At 62.3% G+C, this 15,946-nt stretch carries 15 protein-coding genes; 10 read left to right on the plus strand and 5 right to left on the minus strand.

The features are described from left to right. Positions 1–30: 30 nt before the first annotated feature. The 3 genes from yddG to ACS3WB_RS10765 form a co-directional block, all read right to left on the minus strand. A complete protein-coding gene (gene yddG / locus ACS3WB_RS10755) occupies positions 31–897 on the minus strand; it encodes an aromatic amino acid exporter YddG (RefSeq protein WP_438275554.1) in 867 nt (288 codons plus the stop codon). Positions 898–1,138: 241 nt separating this feature from the next. Further along, a complete protein-coding gene (phbB, locus tag ACS3WB_RS10760) occupies positions 1,139–1,864 on the minus strand; it encodes an acetoacetyl-CoA reductase (protein WP_438275555.1) in 726 nt (241 codons plus the stop codon). 143 nt (positions 1,865–2,007) lie between these two features. Continuing rightward, the gene (locus tag ACS3WB_RS10765; protein ID WP_438275556.1) at positions 2,008–3,186 is read right to left on the minus strand and encodes an acetyl-CoA C-acetyltransferase; all 1,179 of its coding nucleotides are present in this window, start codon (positions 3,184–3,186) and stop codon (positions 2,008–2,010) included. Between the two features lie 298 nt (positions 3,187–3,484). Here ACS3WB_RS10765 and phaR point away from each other — a divergent pair, with 298 nt between their 5' ends. Beyond that, positions 3,485–4,081, plus strand: a complete 597-nt coding sequence (gene phaR / locus ACS3WB_RS10770) for a polyhydroxyalkanoate synthesis repressor PhaR (protein WP_438275557.1) — start codon at positions 3,485–3,487, stop codon at positions 4,079–4,081. A gap of 155 nt (positions 4,082–4,236) precedes the next feature. Here phaR and ugpB read toward each other — a convergent pair whose 3' ends face one another. Next, entirely contained in the window at positions 4,237–5,502 is a 1,266-nt protein-coding gene (gene ugpB, locus ACS3WB_RS10775) for a sn-glycerol-3-phosphate ABC transporter substrate-binding protein UgpB (RefSeq protein ID WP_438275610.1), read from the minus strand. Positions 5,503–6,056: 554 nt separating this feature from the next. On the opposite strand from ugpB, the gene ACS3WB_RS10780 reads away from it, so the two are divergent. The 7 genes from ACS3WB_RS10780 to ACS3WB_RS10810 all read left to right on the plus strand — a co-directional run bounded on the left by ACS3WB_RS10780 (position 6,057) and on the right by ACS3WB_RS10810 (position 14,040). Further along, complete coding sequence (locus ACS3WB_RS10780; protein WP_438275611.1) at positions 6,057–8,111, plus strand: sensor histidine kinase; 2,055 nt, start codon at positions 6,057–6,059, stop codon at positions 8,109–8,111. Beyond that, on the plus strand, positions 8,081–9,823 hold the full coding sequence (locus ACS3WB_RS10785; RefSeq protein ID WP_438275558.1) for an ATP-binding response regulator: 1,743 nt from the start codon (positions 8,081–8,083) through the stop codon (positions 9,821–9,823). Before ACS3WB_RS10780 ends, ACS3WB_RS10785 begins: the two co-directional genes overlap by 31 nt. A 1-nt stretch (position 9,824) precedes the next feature. Beyond that, a complete protein-coding gene (locus tag ACS3WB_RS10790; protein ID WP_438275559.1) occupies positions 9,825–10,565 on the plus strand; it encodes a response regulator in 741 nt (246 codons plus the stop codon). 244 nt (positions 10,566–10,809) lie between these two features. Further along, positions 10,810–11,421 (plus strand): sigma-70 family RNA polymerase sigma factor, encoded by a 612-nt coding sequence (locus ACS3WB_RS10795; RefSeq protein WP_438275560.1) that lies wholly within the window; start codon positions 10,810–10,812, stop codon positions 11,419–11,421. A gap of 313 nt (positions 11,422–11,734) precedes the next feature. Further along, positions 11,735–12,334, plus strand: coding sequence for a L,D-transpeptidase (locus tag ACS3WB_RS10800; RefSeq protein ID WP_438275561.1), 600 nt, complete (start codon positions 11,735–11,737; stop codon positions 12,332–12,334). Positions 12,335–12,384: 50 nt separating this feature from the next. Further along, positions 12,385–13,422 carry an amino acid ABC transporter substrate-binding protein gene (locus tag ACS3WB_RS10805; RefSeq protein WP_438275562.1) on the plus strand — a complete coding sequence of 346 codons (1,038 nt, stop codon included), beginning with the start codon at positions 12,385–12,387 and terminating at the stop codon, positions 13,420–13,422. A 120-nt stretch (positions 13,423–13,542) separates the two neighbouring features. Beyond that, entirely contained in the window at positions 13,543–14,040 is a 498-nt protein-coding gene (locus ACS3WB_RS10810; RefSeq protein ID WP_438275563.1) for a VOC family protein, read from the plus strand. Positions 14,041–14,088: 48 nt separating this feature from the next. Here ACS3WB_RS10810 and ACS3WB_RS10815 read toward each other — a convergent pair whose 3' ends face one another. Then, complete coding sequence (locus tag ACS3WB_RS10815) at positions 14,089–14,769, minus strand: DUF938 domain-containing protein (protein ID WP_438275564.1); 681 nt, start codon at positions 14,767–14,769, stop codon at positions 14,089–14,091. 275 nt (positions 14,770–15,044) lie between these two features. On the opposite strand from ACS3WB_RS10815, the gene soxX reads away from it, so the two are divergent. Together soxX and soxY are read left to right on the plus strand one after the other, a co-directional pair. Next, positions 15,045–15,377: a sulfur oxidation c-type cytochrome SoxX gene (gene soxX / locus ACS3WB_RS10820; RefSeq protein ID WP_438275612.1), complete on the plus strand. Its 333-nt coding sequence runs from the start codon at positions 15,045–15,047 to the stop codon at positions 15,375–15,377. A 25-nt stretch (positions 15,378–15,402) separates the two neighbouring features. Continuing rightward, complete coding sequence (gene soxY, locus ACS3WB_RS10825) at positions 15,403–15,900, plus strand: thiosulfate oxidation carrier protein SoxY (RefSeq protein WP_438275565.1); 498 nt, start codon at positions 15,403–15,405, stop codon at positions 15,898–15,900. The last annotated feature ends 46 nt before the right edge of the window (positions 15,901–15,946 follow it).

A 15,946-nucleotide genomic window follows, 5' to 3' on the forward strand; every position in this document is an offset into this window, starting at 1 on the left:
GCGGGAGGCGGGCAGGGCGGGATTGAAGATCTATCTGCGGAGCATATCCTTCGCCGCGATCAATCCGCCGCCCGCGATCAGGACCGCCGCGCCGGCGAGCGTTGCTGTCGGTTTGGCAAACCCCGCCAGTATCAGGAACGTGGTCGACAGCAGCGGCGTCGCATAGGCGGCCGCGCCGAGCACGCGAATGTCGCCGCGCTTCATGCCGATGTCCCAGACATAGAAGGCGAGGCCGACCGGGCCGACGCCGAGCGCGGCGATCGCAAGCCATTGCGTGCCGCTGTCCGGCCACACCGTCGGTTCCGCAAACTCATGCGTGATCGCCGCCAATGCCGCCGTCGCGAGGCAGAAGCCGGCGACCGCATCCGTCGGAACCGTGGCCAGCCGCCGCGACAGTACGGAATATGCCGCCCAGACGAACGCCGCGACGAACGCGGCCGCAAGCCCCCGGATCTGGGTTGGTTCGAACGTGATTGAGGTGTTGCCGGCGACCAGAAGGACCGTTCCGGCGAGCCCGAGAAGTGCACCGATCAGATGATGCGGCGCCAGTCGCTCGCCCGGCAGCAACGACGAAAACAGCACGATCAACAGCGGCCAGAGATAGTTCAAAAGGCCCGCCTCGGCGGGCGGCGCCAGGCGCAGCGCGATGAAATACAGCGCGTGATAGCCGAACAGTCCGCCGACCCCGACGAGCCACGCGACCGGCGGCTGCCGCAATGCGCGGATGCCCTGGGGTCGAAACAGCCAGCTCGCGCAGCCGGAAAGGCCGCCGATCGCAAACGTCATCGCCGCCAGTTGGAATGCGGGAATGCGCCCGGTCGCGACCGCCATGACCGCGAGCAGCGACCACATCAGGATGGCGGTGAGGCCAATGAGCGTGGCGGTGCGGGAGGTCATGGAAAACTTCTCTGTCGTGGCCGGGCTAAAGCGCGAAGCGCGTCTTCGCGCAGATATTCCGGCCATCCACGTCTTTTCCGTCGGAATGTTTGAAAGACATGGATGCCCGGCACATAGGCTAGCGAAGCGACGACGTTCTTCGAACGGCTATCGCCGGGCATGACGGCTTGCTGTCAACAGTTTCAACGATCTGCGGGAATCACGCGCTTTACGCGCGCGTTTTTTTTCACGGTAGGCGCGCTCATGCCAGATATTGCCCGCCATTGATGCTCAGCGTCGATCCGGTGATGAAACCGGCGTCGTCGGAGGCAAGGAACACCACCGCGCGCGCGATCTCCTCGGGCTCGCCGAGGCGACTCGCCGGGATCTGCGGCAGGATGCTTTTCTCGATGACGTCTTTCGGCACCGCCTGCACCATTTCGGTGTTGATGTAGCCCGGGCAGATCGCGTTCACAGTGATTCCGGTCTTGGCGTTTTCCAGCGCCAAGGCCTTGGTGAAGCCGATGTCGCCGGCCTTCGCCGCCGAATAGTTCACCTGGCCGAACTGACCCTTCTGGCCGTTGACCGACGAAATGTTAATGATGCGGCCAAACTTGCGCGCGCGCATGCCCTCGATCACCGGCCGCGTCATGTTGAACAGCGAACCGAGGTTGGTGTTGATGACGGCGCTCCACTGCTCGAGCGTCATCTTGTGGAAGGCGCCATCTTTGGTGATGCCGGCATTGTTGACGAGCACCTCGACGGGACCGAGTTCAGCCTCGACCTTCCTGACGCCGTCCGCGCAGGCCTCGAAGGAGGCGACGTCCCACTTGTAGACGGGGATGCCGGTCTCCGCCTTGAATTTCTCCGCCGCAGCATCGTTGCCCGCGTAACTCGCGCCGACCATATATCCAGCCGCTTTCAGCGCCTTGCTGATCGCGCCGCCGATGCCCCGCGTTCCTCCCGTCACCAGTGCCACTCGTGCCATTGCGTCGTTCTCCCTGAGAGCAAACCGGAATCGTCACGGCCGTTGGAAAGAGCTTGCAGATTAAAAATGCCCGGCTTGTGACCGGGCATTCCGTCGTCAATCAACTGCGGTGAGCTAACGTCATTTGGAGCGTCCGCCGCCGCTCAACCACGCTCGACACACATGGCGATGCCCATGCCGCCGCCGATGCACAGCGTGGCGAGGCCCTTCTTGGCGTCACGCTTCTGCATTTCGTGCAGCAGCGTCACCAGCACGCGTGCGCCCGACGCGCCGACCGGATGCCCGATGGCGATAGCGCCGCCGTTGACATTGACCTTCGAGGTGTCCCAGCCGAGATCCTTGTTGACCGCGCAGGCCTGGGCGGCGAAAGCCTCGTTCGCCTCGATCAAATCGAGGTCGCCGATGTTCCAGCCGGCTTTCTTCAGTGCGGCGCGCGAGGCCGGGATCGGGCCTGTTCCCATGATCTTCGGGTCGACGCCGGCATGGGCCCAGGAGACGATGCGGGCGAGGGGAGTCTTGCCTTCTTTCGCCGCCTGCTTGGCCGACATCAGGACCAGCGCAGCCGCCCCGTCGTTGATGCCGGACGCGTTCGCCGCCGTGACCGTGCCGTCCTTCTCGAAGGCGGGGCGCAGCTTGGCGATGGATTCGGCCGTCACCCCGGCCTTGGGATACTCGTCTGTGTCGACGACGGTGTCGCCCTTGCGGCTCTTGATCGTGACCGGCACGATCTCGTCCTTGAACCGGCCCGCCTTCTGCGCCGCTTCGGCCTTGTTCTGCGAACCGGCGGCGAACTCGTCCTGCTGCTGGCGTGTGATCTGGTATTGTCGGGCGACGTTCTCGGCGGTGGTTCCCATGTGGTAGCCGTTGAACGCATCCCACAGGCCGTCCCTGATCATGGTGTCGATCAGCTCAACTCCGCCCATCTTCACGCCGCCGCGCAGATACTGCGCATGCGGCGCCATGCTCATGGACTCCTGTCCGCCGGCGACCACGACGTCGGAGTCGCCGTTGAGGATAGCCTGATAGCCGAGCGCGACCGTGCGCAGGCCCGAGCCGCAGAGCTGGTTGACCCCCCAGGCGGGACTTTCCACCGGAATGCCGGCGGCGATCGACGCCTGCCGCGCCGGGTTCTGGCCCTGCGCCGCGGTCAGGATCTGGCCCATGATGACCTCGGAGACCCGAGCCGGCTCGACTCCCGCCCGCTCCAGCGCGGCCTTGATGGCGATCGCGCCGAGATCGTGGGCGGGCATGGTGGCGAACGCACCGTTGAAACTTCCCACCGGAGTGCGGGCGGCGCTGACGATGACGACATCGTCTGACATGGATATCTCCTGGAGCTTGAGCGACTGGCTGGTTGAATATTTGACGATGGTTGCCGCGCCGGCAACCCGTGGCACACGTTTACCCTGTTAACCTCACGAGAGTGTGTCAATTGCACCAATGACCGGAATGCGTGCCCAAGCATATTCCTGAGCAGTCTCTATGCGTTGGAATTAACTGGTTCTTCATAAAACGGTAGCCGAAGGCCGCCGAAAGTGCTTACTTTGCTGCAATGCGCTTGTTAACCCCATCGTGGACGCCGGCGGGGTTTCTTGTCCTCTGTATGGACGTGTGGGACCTATGGCGAAATCAGAGACACCGACGACCATCAAGAAATATGCGAACCGGAGGCTCTATAATACCGGAACCAGCACCTATGTGACGCTCGAAGATCTCGCGGCGATGGTCAAGCAGGGCGAAGACTTCCTTGTCTTCGACGCCAAGACCGGCGACGACATCACCCGCTCGGTGCTGGCGCAGATCATTTTCGAACAGGAAAACAAGGCCGGACAAAATCTGCTCCCGACCACGTTCCTGCGGCAACTGATCCGGTTCTATGGCGACAGCATGCAGATGGTGGTGCCGAAATATCTCGAACGATCGATCGACATGCTCACCCAGGAGCAGGAGAAGTTTCGCAAGCAGATGACAAGCACTTTCAGCGGCACCCCTTTCGCGCCGCTCGAGGAGCACGTCCGCCGCAACATGGAATTGTTCGAGCGGACCTTCGCGATGTTCAAGCCGTTCGTGCCGCCGCGCGGTGGCAGTGCCGCTCCCGAGCCGGAAAAAACACCCGATGCACCGGGCGACGGCGACAATATCGATGACCTTCGCCGTCAGATGAAAGAAATGCAGGAACGGCTCGAACGGATGTCGAAAGAGCCGAAGAAGGAGTAGGCCTCGCGGCGCTTTCGCCCGTTTTCTCGTCTGGCGCCATCGGTGCGAGAGTTTTCCCGACGGGCTCCGGATTCTTGACGCGTTGTCTTTGCGCGAACCGGTATCCGTCCTCGGTCAGTCCCGAGGATGGACTTGCTCAAAACGCTGTTGCCCGCTCACGGATTGGTGCGCTCGAACTGGCGCAACAGCTCGTTGCCGCGCTGAACCGCCTCATCCATGGCGGCCTGCGCGCTTTTTTTGCCGCTGAAAGCCTGTTCGAGTTCATCTTCGATGACAGCGCGGATCAAAACGAATGAGCCGAGCCGCAATCCTCTCGAATTCTCGGTCGGCGGCTTCAGTGTCATCTGTTCGATCGCGATCGCGGATCCTGGATTGCGATCGTAAAAGCCCTGCGCGCGGGTGAGATCGAACGCTGCGCGGGTGATCGGCAGGTAGCCGGTGTTCTGATGCCAGGCCGCCTGAACCTCAGGCTTCGACAGGTAGGCGAAGAATTTCGCGACGCCCTTGTATTCCTCGCGCGGGCGATCGCGCAGCACCCATAGCGTGGCGCCGCCGATGATGGTGTTTTGCGGCGCGCCTTTGACATCCGGCCAATAAGGCAGCATGCCGTAGCCGACCGCGAATTTGCTGTTGGCGATGATGTCCGCGCGCGTCGCCGAGGAGCCCATGAAGATGCCGCATTCGCCATGCTGGAAACGAGGCTCGGCGGTCGTCCCCCGCCCGCTGTAGTCGAAGATCTTGGTTTTCTGCCATTCGGCAAGCTGGGCGACGTGGCGGACCATCAGCGGATTGTTGAAAACGAGGACGGCGTCGAGCCCGTCGAACCCGTTGCTGCGGGTGGCGATCGGCAGGTTGTGCAAGGCGAGGAAGCTTTCGACATTGACCCATGACGGCCACGACGTGGTGAAGCCGCAGGGGACGCCGGCTGCGCGCAGCTTTTTCGCGGCCTCGCCGAGCTCCGGCCACGTCTTCGGCGGCTTCTCGGGATCAAGGCCGGCGGTGCGGAACAGATCCTTGTTGTAATAGAGGATAGGCGTCGAGACATTGAACGGGAACGACAGCAGGTTGCCGGCGACATCGGCGTAGTATCCGGTGATGGCCGGAAGATAGTCCGCCGGGGAAAACGCTTCTTTCTCGTCGTGCATCAGTTCGAAGACCGGATAGGTCGCGCCCTGGGCCGCCATCATGGTGGCGGTGGCGATTTCGTTGACCTGAACGATCGCGGGTTGGCTTCGCGACCGGAACGCGAAGATCGCAGCGTTCACCGTCTCGGTGTAGTTGCCCTTGTAGGTGGGCACGATCCGGTATTCGGATTGCGATTCATTGAATTTGGTTGCGAGCCGTCCGAGTTGCTGGCCAAGTTCGCCAGACATCGCGTGCCACCACGCGATCTCGGTGACGGCGTGTGCCGGAGCCGGCATCGTCGCCGTGAACTGCAGCGCGCAGAACAGCAGCGCCAGTTTCCATGCCGGTGTCCGCATCGTGTCTGTCCTCCGCCTGCGGCAGGGCGAACGGCGCCGCTGCCATGACGTCCTGATTAAGACCAACTTGCGGACGCTGCAATTCATGACCGCGTGTCACACGACCGCATCGAGGCTCCATCGCATTGAACCTTTTTCTCGCCGGGATGACTCCATCATAGGGAGCGAGCGCCCGGTGTCCCGTCGCGCCGCCCCGTCTTGGATTTCCCTTGGGTCCCGCTCGCATCGACAGGTGAGACGTCCGGGTCCAGGAGCCTTTTCGTTTATGATAGAAGCGGGGCTCCATGATTTTGTTTTGATTCGCTTTCTTCACGCGAACCGTTATCCACTTCGCTTGAAAACGCTATAAATCCTTGTCCGGCAGTCCTTTTAAGCCGCTGTTGCCGGAGCTATGAAGGCGTGGCGCGGATTGCAGACTGCAAGCCGCACCGCATGGATCCGCAAGGTAGGATAACTTGGTCCCAGCCGACTCCCAAAACGGCACAGGTGCTGAGCTGCCGGAGCAGGAAGGCTTCGCGGAGAGCCGTTCCGGCATCGTGGGCCTGGTTCGCGCGATACCGATCCGCTGGCGCATTCTCTCGATCGCGGCGTTGAATTCGGCGGTGGTGCTGGTGCTGGCGCTTTTGATCTGGAGCGGCGCCAAGACCCTGGGATCTGCCTGGGACGACGTCCGTCAGGTCCGGAAGTCCGACAAGATCCTCGCGGTTCTCGAGAGCGAGACCGGCCGGCTGCAAAATCTGATCCATCGCTACATCAACCAGCCCAGTCCCGATCTGTTCGCGGAAATCCTGCTGTTGCGCGAGGCCGTGCTCGGGACCTTGAGCACGCGTGCCTCGACCGACCCGATGTTGTCGGGCTCGGTCGACGAACTGGAGCGATCCACCGAACATTTCCTCAGCGGGTTCGGCGAACTGCGCGCATTACAGACGAACATCACCAGGACCTATGAGGACCAGATCCTGGCGCCAGCCAAGGATATGGCAGGACTCTACTCGATCATCGAGGGTGCGACCGGCCACCGGGAGGCCCCGATCTGGCCGACGCTCAAGAAGTCCCGCGAGACATTCACCGCGATGCTGGTGACCGCGAATGCCTACTATCTGGCGCCGGCATCGACCAGCGCGGACGAGGTCCGCCGCAATACCGATGCGATCGAACGCACCATTCCGGCGATGATCGAGTTTTCGGACAACGATCTGCAGCGCGAGGCGCTGAAGAAACTCAAGAGCCGGACAGCGGCGCTGCATGACGGCATCGGAAACCTCTCCGAATTGCTGACCAAGCGGACGGACCTGCTGCGCAACTCCATCGATGCCAGCCAGGCGCAGACCATCGCTGCGATCGACGGTCTCTCGGTCAAGATGCGCGAGCGCGAGCAGGGCGCGCAGATGACGTTCGACAACACGCTTTCGGATATTTCCCGCAAGATGCTGTCGATCGCCGCTGTCTTCCTCGCGATCATTATTGTCGCCGGTGTCGTCATCGCGCTCAGCATCCGCCTGCCTTTGCGGCAGATCATGTCGTCGATGCGCGCGATCATGTCCGGCGATTACGATCGCAAGGTGGCGGGCACCGACGCGCGGGACGAGATCGGCGCCATGGCGCGCGCTGTCGAGGTGTTCCGTAAGAACGCCATCGCCAAGCGTGATGCCGAGGACGAATTGCGGGCATCGAAGGAAAGGGCCGAGAGCGCCCTGCTGGAACTGAATGCGGCGCAGCGGAACCTGATCGACGCGGAGCGGCTCGCCGCGCTGGGCGGGCTGGTCGCAGGCGTCGCGCACGAAGTGAACAATCCGATCGGAATCAGCCTGACGGTGGCGTCAAGTTTCGCGCGTCGCGCCGACATGTTTGATGCCCAACTGCACTCGGCAGCCCCGCTGAAGCGGTCGCAGCTCGAGGAATTCGTGCGGACCTGCCGCGATGCCGCCCAGCAACTGGTGGCAAACCTGCACCGTGCGGGGGAACTGATCCAGTCCTTCAAACAGGTCGCCGTGGACCGGTCTCATGCCGAACGCCGCCAGTTCAATTTGAGCGAATCCACCGATCAGATCGTCGCGAGCCTGCGCCCGGTGCTCAAGCGGTCGCCGATCAGCATCGTGGTCGACGTTCCGGAAGGTCTGATGATCGATGGTTTTCCCGGCTCGTACGGGCAGATTTTAACCAATCTCTTTCTTAACGCCGTCAATCATGCGTTTCCGGACGGACGGTCCGGCGCGATTTCCATCGCGGCGAAAGCGCGCGCCAATGATGACATCGAGATCATTTTTGCCGACAATGGCGTCGGTATGACGCCGGACGTCCAGCGGCAGGCGTTCGATCCCTTCTTCACCACGCGCCGCAACGAGGGTGGCACCGGCCTTGGATTGCATATCGTCTACAATCTCGTCACCCAGCAGCTCGGCGGCCGAATGACGGTGAAATCAGGGCCGGGACAAGGTACGACTTTTCACATTATCATGCCGAGGGCCGCCGTGGGCGGTGGTGCGGACACGGATGAAACCGATAGTGAGACCAAGCAATGGCCGACCAGGATGACGTCCTCCACCTGATCGACGATACCGAGGCTGACCGCCCGGAAGCCTCGACGGTGCGCAAATGGAAGGTCGCCGTGATCGACGACGACCGGGCCGTGCACGAGGGCACCCGCTTTGCGCTGAGCGACTACAGCCTCAACGGTCAGACCCTGGAGATCCTGTCGGCCTATTCCGCCGCCGAGGGGCGCGAGCTGATGCGCGCGCATCCCGATATCGCCGCGGTGCTGCTCGACGTCATCATGGAGACCGATGCCGCCGGCCTTGACCTCGTCGAGTTCATTCGCAACGAACTCAAGAACGAAACCGTGCGTATCATCCTGCGCACCGGGCAGCCGGGGCAGGCGCCGGAGCGCCGGGTGATCGTCGATTACGACATCAACGATTACAAGGCGAAAACCGAACTCACCGCGGACAAGCTGTTCACCTCGCTGACCGCGGCGCTGCGCAGCTATCAGCAGCTCGAGCGCATGGTGCAGACCCGCCGCGGTCTCGAGATCATCATCGACGCCGCTTCGACGCTCTATGACTTCAAGTCGATGCAGCGCCTCGCGGAAGGCGTCCTGACGCAGATCGCGTCACTGTTGAACGTCGATTGCGCAGGGATTCTGGTGCTGCGCGACGGCGGTGCGGTCAATAATGATTTTTCAGTGCTGGCGGGATCTGGCTGCTACAGCGGCCTCATCGGATCCGCAGGGCAGGCACCGCTCGATTCCGATCTCAAACAGACCGTCGAAGCCGCCTTCAGGCGGCGCAAGCACGAATTCGTCGATCACCGTTCCGTGCTTTATATCCGGACCGGCAGCGGACGAGAGGTCGTGATTTTGCTGCAGGCCGAGCGCGATCTGTCGGATACCGACCGCTCGCTGGTCGAAATCTTCGGCAGCCGGCTGTCGATCGCATTCGACAACGTGATCCTCTATCAGCAATTGCAGGACGCCAACGCCCAGCTCGAAGACCGCGTCGCGCAGCGCACCCGTGCGTTGATGCAGGCCAACCGGAGGCTTTCCGCGCAATGGCTGCGGCTGCAACGGGCCAACGGATTCAAGAACGAGATTCTCGGTACCGTCGCCCACGATCTGAAAAATCCGCTTGGCGTTATCCTGGGCCGTACCGAAATGCTTGTCGAACTGATCGGCGCGGCTTCGTCCAGGGACACCGTCACCTCGCAGGTGGACCATATCCGGGATGCGACCAGGCGTCTGATTACGATGGTCGACCATTTGATTTCCGACGCCATGGCCGACGCCTTCGATATCACCATCCGTCGCGAGCCGGTCGATGTCGCGGCGCTGGTCGCAGAAGTCTCCGAAGCCAACCGGCCGTCCGCGATCAACAAGCAGCAGACCATCGCGGTCTCGGCGCCCACCGGCCGCTTTACGATGTGCGACCAGGACCGGATGCGCGAGGCGATCGACAATCTCCTCAGCAACGCCATCAAATACAGCCCGGTCGGCGGCAAAATCACGCTGCTGGTCGACTACGACGCGGAGCACACTATCATCCGTGTCACCGACGAGGGCGCCGGGCTTTCGCCGGAGGATCTGGGGCGGCTGTTCGGCCGCTTCCAGCGGCTGTCCGCAAAACCCACCGCCGGCGAGAGCTCGACCGGCCTCGGCCTCTCAATCGTGAAACGGATCGTCGACATGCATGACGGCCAGATCAATGCCGACAGCGGCGGCCCCGGACAGGGCTCGAGCTTCACCATCATCCTGCCCGCGACAGCCTGATATGAACCGGAATCCGCATATCATTGTCGTCGACGACGAGGCGCCCGCCCGCGAAATGGTCGGGGACTACCTCAAGATGCACGGCTTCGCCGTCACGTTGTGCGACGGCGGCAAGAGCCTGCGCGAGGCCATCGGCATCGCGACGCCAGATCTCGTCGTGCTCGATCTCAACATGCCGGAAGAAGACGGGCTTTCGATCATTCGTGACCTCAAGGGCCATACCAACGTGCCGGTGATCATGCTGACGGCGACGGCCAGCCCGATCGATCGCGTGGTCGGCCTCGAACTCGGCGCCGACGACTATGTGGCGAAACCCTGTGAACTGCGCGAACTGATGGCGCGCATCCGCTCGGTGCTGCGGCGGAGTGCGCCGAAGATGGAACCGTCGCAGCCGGTCACCGCCGCCACCAGGCCTGCGGCCAGGCAGCTCGTCCGCTTCGGCATCAAATGGCTCGATCTCGACGCCCAGGTTCTGCGTGACGACGAAGGCAATGAACATCCGCTTACCGCATCGGAATTCAGCCTGCTGAAAGTTTTCGCCGCCAACCCCAAGCGGGTTCTGTCGCGGGAGCGGCTGTTGGAACTCGCCAATGCCCGCGACAGCGAAGCCTTCGATCGCGCCATCGATCTGCGTATCATGCGGATACGGCGCAAGATCGAGCCTGATCCCGCGAAACCCGCGGTGATCCGCACCATCCGCGGAGGAGGCTATCTGTTCTCGCCCGCCGGCGACAAAACATAAGCGGGCGGCGGTGGGCGTTCGGGCCCTGATGGTCTGGCGAGACCTGGTGGAAGGCTGCAAAGCCGGTCTCTACGGCTAAAGTATAATGACATTAAAATGATTGGGATTTTACCGCCGATTGTTTCGTCGCCGGCGAGGGGACGAAACAATTTCATCTCGCGCGAAACCATTTTCCGCTTGTCGTGCAGACGTCCTGAAACCGTGACCGGCTAAAAATCTGCCCAACAAATAAAGGGGAGCCGTCATGCAAAACGTCATTGCGATAAATGCTGCCGCCCGCCAAGGCATTATCGCTGCCCAGGCGACCACAGACGAGATGCTGCTTGAGCAGATCGCCGACGGCGACCGCACGGCGATGCACACCCTTTATCTTCGCCATAACGTGCGGGTCTATCGTTTCGTGCTGCGCAGCCTCCGGGACGCAACCGCGGCGGAAGATATCGTCAGTCAGGTCTTTCTCGACGTATGGCGCACCGCCGACCAGTTCGAAGGCCGTTCACGGGTCTCGACCTGGCTGCTCTCGATCGCCCGTTTCAAGACGCTGACCGCGATGCGCCAGCGTCGCCACGAAGATATCGATCAGGAGAATGTCCGCGAAATCGCCGACGGCGCCGATACGCCCGAGACCACCCTCGATCGCAGCAACGTCAGCGCCATTCTGCGCGCCTGCATCGCCAAGCTGTCGCCGGCCCATCGCGAGATCATCAACCTCGTCTACTATCATGAGAAAACGGTCGAGGAGGCCGGTGAGATCATCGGTATCCCGCAAAGCACCGTCAAAACGCGCATGTTCTATGCCCGCAAGCAGCTTGCTGAGCTTCTGAAAGGCGCTGGCATCGCGACGATCGCAGCCTGACCGGCAATCGCATTCCGATCGCCGGCTCATCCCTCTGCGGGTGGCACGGAATACCTCTGTGCTCCGGCGTTCCGCCAACCGCGGCGGGCTGTCCATTGGATACGACGGATTGGTTTTGCCGCGCGGTGCGATCCGATGGCGCTCGCCCGTACCGCGGCGATGTTTCGTGAAAATTTTAGAATTTCAGTCCGGTGGTGCGATCGCTTGCCATCGCACCGCCGCTGATATTCTATGCGGCATGTGATTTTGACGGGGACACTGGCGGCGGAGCATTCGCTGCCTTTCCGGCGACATTCAGCGAGGAGAGCAAGCGATGATCGGGTTTCGGGACCTGACCCTGGCGGTTTCTGCCGTGGCCTGTCTGCTGCTTTCGGCGACGCATGGCTTTGCGCAGCAGCCGCGGCCCGATGTCGGCGATGAGCCTGGCCTCGTCGCCGATGATTCGTTTCAGCTCGACCCCGAATACCGCAAGCAGGTGGTGCTCTACCGGACCACGGAGCCGCCCGGCACCATCATCATCCAGACCGCGGAACGCCATCTCTATCTCATTCAGGGCAACGGTCGCGCAATCCGTTACGGCATCGGCGTCGGGCGCGAAGGTTTCCAGTGGCAGGGCATTCTCAACATCACGCGCAAGGCGGAATGGCCGGACTGGACCCCGCCCCCGGAAATGATCGCACGGCAGCCCTACCTGCCGCGCTTCATGGCAGGCGGTCCCGGCAATCCGCTGGGCGCGCGTGCGATGTATCTCGGCACGACGGTGTACCGCATCCATGGCACCAACCGCCCCGATACGATCGGCACCGCGATCTCCTCGGGCTGTTTCCGCCTGGTCAATGCCGATGTCGCCGATCTCTATGACCGTGTTCCGGTCGGCACGCGCGTGATCGTGCGGCAAAAACCCCAGCTTTGATTTATCACCACGTCGGCGCCGAAATTTTCTGATCTTGCGAGGGGGCATTCATGCGGACATTCCGAAGCGGCCTTTTGATAGGGCTCGCCATCGCCACCGCCGTTGCGGTCATCGCGATCGCCTACGAGCGCTACGACACCAAGACCCTGAAACGGACACTCCGGCGCGACGCCGTGTGGTGCGGGGTCAACACCGGTCTTCCCGGCTTTTCGAATTCGGATGAAAAAGGCAACTGGTCCGGCTTCGACGTGGATTTCTGCCGTGCCGTCGCCGCCGCCATCTTCGACGATCCGACGAAGGTGAAGTTCGTCCCGCTCGACGCCAGCGAACGCTTCAAGGAATTGCAAAGCCGCAAGATCGATATTCTCGCCCGCAACTCGACATGGAGCATGTCACGCGAGACCAATTACGACCTCTATTTCCCGGCAGTCGCTTATTATGACGGCGAGGGCTTCATGGTTCGCACCTCGCGAAAGGCCGACTCCGCGCTCGACCTCGGCGATACGAAAATCTGCGTGCAGGATGGCACGACCACGAAACTCAACCTCGCGGATTACTTCAAGGCCAACAACCTGAAATATGAGGAGGTCAAATTCGGGAAGCTGGAAGACATGCTGAAGGCCTATGACGAGGCCAAATGCGATGTGGTGACCGCCGACGTGTCCCAGCTTTATGCGTTGCGCCTGCGGCTGACCAAGCCCGGCGAAAGCTTCATCCTGCCCGACGTGATCTCGAAGGAGCCGCTGGCGCCGGTTGTCCGTCAGCGCGACGACGACTGGATGATGATCGTCAAATGGACCCTCTACGCGATGATCAACGCCGAGGAACTCGGCATCACATCGAAAAACATCGATGAGGCGATGAAGTCGACAAAGCCCGACGTGATGCGTCTGGTCGGTACCGAAGGGGAATACGGAGAGGATCTCGGTCTGACCAAGGACTGGGCGGCCCGCATCATCCGCCATGTCGGCAATTACGGCGAGGTCTATGACCGCAATATCGGCGCTGACTCGAAGCTGAAGATTCCCCGTGGCCTTAACCAGCTCTGGAATGCCGGCGGCATTATGTACGCTCCGCCGCTGCGGTAGGCCACGCGCAAGGAACTGATTGCAGCGAGGTCATGGGCGGTCTTGATCCGCTCTGATGCCTCCACAAATAAGAAGGCGCCGGGCCGGGCCCGGTGAAGGCTTGAGCTACGGAGGTGCGCCATGCCCGATGCGTCGATTCCTGTCGTCGCTGCTACCCGGATCGGGCACGTTCATCTCAAGGTCGCCGACCTCGAACGTGCGCTCGGCTTCTATTGCGGCGTGCTGGGCTTCGAATTGATGCAACGCGACGGTGATCAGGTCGCGTTCATTTCCGCCGGCGGCTATCATCATCACATCGGACTGAACACGTGGGAAAGCAAGGGCGGTTCGCCGCCCGCTCCCGGCACGACCGGGCTATTTCACACGGCGATCCTGTATCCGACGCGCGCCGCGCTGGCTGATGCGCTGCATCGGGTTCGCAGCGCCGGCATTCCGCTCGATGGCGCCAGCGACCACGGCGTCAGCGAGGCGCTGTACCTGCGCGATCCCGACCAGAACGGCGTCGAGCTTTATTGGGACCGCCCGCAAGCGCAATGGCCGCGCGACGCAAACGGCGGCTTTGCGATGTTCACGCGCCGGCTCGATCTCGATGATCTTCTTCGCCAGCGCGAGGCCTAGATCGTCCGCTCACAATGTACGGACTCGTCGGCCGGCGCGGGCGCAATGTCATCCTGCATCTCGTTCGAACACGAGGATCAGATTGTTGGCGGGCATCTCGACGACGTCCAATAGTTTCAGGCCGTTGCGCTGCGCCAGCGCCGTTACCTCGTCGACATCGCGCACGCCCCATTCGGGATCGGTGTCGCGCAGGCTGATATCGAAGGCCGCGTTGCTCGGCGCGGTGTGCCGGCCGCCGCGCTTGAACGGCCCGTAGAGAAACAGCCGTCCGTCCGGGCGCAGATAGCGCGCCGCGCCTGTGATCAGACCCTCGGCGACGCGCCACGGCGCGATATGGATCACATTGGCGCAGAGCACTGCGAGCAGGGCGCCGGGTCCGGGGCCGTCGCCCGCCTCAGTGGACCACTCCGGACTCGACAGGTCGATCCGCAGCGGTGGGCGGACATTGGCGAGTTGTTCATGAGCGATCCACGCCGCGATGCTGCGAAGATGGTTGTCGTTGAGATCGCTCGGCCACCAGGTGATGCCGGGCGTTTGCCGCGCGAAGAAAACCACATGCTGGCCAGTGCCGCTGCCGGCCTCGACCACGTCTCCAGTTTTGCCGCGCAGAAATTTTTCCAGCACCGCCCAGATCGCTTCATGGTTGCGATGAAACGCTGCGGCGTCGAGACGGTCGTCGGAGTTCGCCTGCCGGCCACGCTTGCCGAATTCGACGGTGTAGTCGGGCATAGGCCGGCCTCCTTCATTCAAGGGGTGGCTGACGATGCGACAGGCGCTGCCGGATGGCAATGCCCCCGCGGCGATAGCTTCACCTGGACCGAACCGGGGTCTAGCATGGCGGGCGAAGCTATCCATGAGCCTTGTACAAAGGCCGAGGATATGAAAATGAGTGCATGGCAGCTCCGCGCGAGACGCGGCGGCCGGATAACGAAGCCATCAACAGAGCATCGCAGGAACCGCCTTTGACGAAAATTCCTTTGACGCAGTCCATCGCCTTGTCGGCGCTGGCGGCCTCGCTGCTGCTCGCCGCTGTCACCGTCGCGTCTTTTCCCGCGGGTGCGCAGACTGCCGCCGCCGAAGGGCAAAAGCTCGCCTTCGATCGCAACAAGGGCAACTGCCTGACCTGTCATGAGATCAAGGGCGGCAGCCAAGCCGGCAACATCGGGCCGGCTCTTGCCGACATGAAGAGCAAATATCCGAACCGCACCGACCTCGTCGCGATCGTTTCCGACGAGACCAAGCGAAATCCGCTCACGGTGATGCCGCCGTTCGGCCGGAACCACATCCTGACCGACAAGGAAATCGACGCGGTCGTCGACTTCCTGCAAACGCTGTGACAGCCGCGCGCAAAGGAGACCACACATGATCTATTCATCGCCCGGCAGCGTTGATGAGACGCGGCGGTTGATCCTGAAAGGTGCAGCGGTCGTTGCGCTGGCAGGCGTCGCCGGCATTCGCTTCGGATTTGCGCCCGCGCTCGCCGCCGCCAACGACGCCTATCCGGACGCCGCCTTCAAGGTCAAGGGAGCCGACGGCGCGATCCAGGCGCTCTACGGCAAGACCGCGGAGAAGTCCGACAAGGTCAAGATGGACGCGCCAGAGATCGCCGAGAACGGCGCGGTCGTTCCGGTTTCCGTCATCACGAGCCTGCCCGACGTGACGTCGATCTCAATTTTCGTTGCGGAAAATCCGAACGCGCTGGCGGCGTCATATCGCATTCCGGCCGGGACCATGCCGAGCGTCGCCAACCGCCTGAAGATGGCGAAGACCAGCAACGTCATCGCGGTCGTGGAAGCCGGCGGCAAGCTCTATAGCGCCAGCAAGGAAATCAAGGTCACCATCGGCGGCTGCGGCGGCTAGAGCACGATCCCGAAAGGCGGGAATCGGTTTTCGGATAAGATCAGGC

The organism is Nitrobacter sp., assembly GCF_051535215.1.
Taxonomy (GTDB): Bacteria; Pseudomonadota; Alphaproteobacteria; order Rhizobiales; family Xanthobacteraceae; genus Nitrobacter.